Origin of the sequence: uncultured Thiodictyon sp. (genome assembly GCF_903946935.1) — a bacterium.
Classification (GTDB): domain Bacteria; phylum Pseudomonadota; class Gammaproteobacteria; order Chromatiales; family Chromatiaceae; genus Thiodictyon.
This window is the reverse complement of the sequence record NZ_CAJAXH010000143.1, coordinates 1-1945: the sequence shown is the minus strand read 5'-3', so window position 1 is coordinate 1945 and position 1945 is coordinate 1. Positions and strand designations below refer to the sequence as shown.

Here is a 1945-nt window from a genome sequence, read left to right as displayed (position 1 = left end):
GCTTGTGCCGAATGAGATTGGATCTTATTTGCGCGGTTCGACCGCTACCAAACGCTTCAAAATGCATGAACCGCTCGCCGATGCCCGGGCGGCGAAGAATGGGATTCGTGATGAAAGGCGAGTTTTCTGCCAGGCACTAACTAACCAGAATGGGGTACTCAGTCACTCGCCCTTGTAGGCTGGGTGCCTGATGCCCCGGGGTATACTAATGACAATCGACGATGTATTCGATGAAGCAATTGCGGGCCGTACCGAAGAAACAGAGGCTATCGGATCGTATGTGATTCTGAATGCCTGGAAAATCTTTCGGGCCTGCGACGCAGCAAATGACTTCGCAATTCAGTCAATTTCTGATGTAAACGAAGAGGCGGTTTTTGGCTGCACCAATCGACTCGTCTGGCGTCCGGCCAGCGGGTACCGTCCTGATCGGAGCTACTGCACCCAGGGGTTCTTGAGCCGCTGGGATCAGCTCGACGTAACGGCGCTCTAACCAGGTCCAGGTCGGCAGTCCACCACGGACTGCCCGGCCTGGTCCGGGAGGCGTGCCTGCCCTGAGCTCTTGACCACTGAGAGCACAGCGCACGCAGGTCTTCTTCGGTTCTCCATGGTGAGACCGAGATCACCGCCAGCTGAGCGGACTACAAAAACAGCCGAAACGATGACCACTCGAAACCCCCACCGGGCGCATGACGCCCCGCGGGGTGGCATGTCCCCCCTCACGAAGAGAACACCATGAAAATACCCGAAGAGATCGCCGGCCAGGTCGCCACGGCCGTGCGGACCATCGCCACGACGGCGAGCAGTCACCTCGGCACGGACTGCATCTGGCACGCCTTGGCCTGTCAGCACCTACTGACCCGCGAGGGCATCGACGACGTGCGCCTGGTGGCCGGCTATGCCGCCTGGCGCGTCGACGGCCAAGACCCCGGTGCGGTGGTGTGTCACCACCGGGAAGGGTCCGCGGTGGCCGCCGGGACCGGCGGCTTCCTGTTCCACGCCTGGGTCTCCTGTGGTGGCCAGGTGTTCGACGCGACGACCTATCAGTTCCGTCAGAAGCTGGCCGCACTCGACGCGGCGGACGGCGGCCGGACCAGGGTGACCTGGTGCCCCGACTACCTCCTGGTCGACCGCAAGGACTGCAAACCCTGGCGGTCGGTGCGTGACGGCTTACGGCCCGGACTGTTCTGTTACGTCGCCGTTCCGGCGATCGTCGCGCAGGTCACCGATCATCCCGACACCCAATTGGACGCGGAGGCGATCGCCTTGTTGGAGTTCGTCAATGATCGCGCAAAGGCGAATGGGCCACTCCTGGTATTCGGACCGAACGGCGTCGCCGCTACCGCGTAACGCCAAGCCAGTTCGATAACACCCCATAGGGAGGCCGCTTCCCCGATGGGGGCGCGCTTCTCCACATCAACAAATGAGGTTGAGCGATGATCGTCACGGAAGAAGAAGCACAGTCGATCGTATGTCCGTTGCGTGACTTCGGCCAGTGCCTGCATAAGCGGTGCATGGCCTGGCGGTGGGAAGATGCTGGAAGGGACGCCAGTAAGCTTCCGGACAGCTATCTTTCTTCAGATCTGGATGATCCCAGAGGCTATTGCGGACTGGCCGGTACCCCGGTCGCTCTGCGCTAAACCACGCCGATTCGTTGCGCGCCCTAAAGCGGGTGCGCGGCCCACTCGATCCCCACCGGGAGACTCGCTCTCCCCATGGGGACGGTGTGTCTCCCGGGCTTACCAACCCAGGAGACACCACCATGGCCAAACAACTTTCCCTGTTCGCAGACGACATTGATGACGATGAGCGCCGCCCGGCCCTGTCGCGCACCGACCGCACGCTGGTGGCGAAAGCCATCCGGTGTCTGGAGGCGGTCTACCTGACCAAGGGGGACTGCCTCACCAGTCCGCAAGCGACCCGCGACTACTTGAAGCTGAGGCTCTAT

Annotated in this window: 3 protein-coding genes and 1 pseudogene; all 4 read left to right on the top strand. The window is 61.9% G+C overall.

All coding sequences use genetic code 11. From position 1 onward, the window contains the following. Positions 1 to 208 precede the first annotated feature (208 nt). Complete coding sequence (locus tag QZX93_RS12870; RefSeq protein WP_295390503.1) at positions 209 to 490, top strand: hypothetical protein; 282 nt, start codon at positions 209 to 211, stop codon at positions 488 to 490. A gap of 242 nt (positions 491 to 732) precedes the next feature. Then, positions 733 to 1347: a hypothetical protein gene (locus QZX93_RS12865; protein WP_295394644.1), complete on the top strand. Its 615-nt coding sequence runs from the start codon at positions 733 to 735 to the stop codon at positions 1345 to 1347. Between the two features lie 86 nt (positions 1348 to 1433). Beyond that, positions 1434 to 1637 (top strand): hypothetical protein, encoded by a 204-nt coding sequence (locus QZX93_RS12860; RefSeq protein WP_295390498.1) that lies wholly within the window; start codon positions 1434 to 1436, stop codon positions 1635 to 1637. A 122-nt stretch (positions 1638 to 1759) separates the two neighbouring features. Continuing rightward, positions 1760 to 1945: pseudogene (locus QZX93_RS12855) on the top strand (DNA repair protein RadC); the annotation flags it as partial.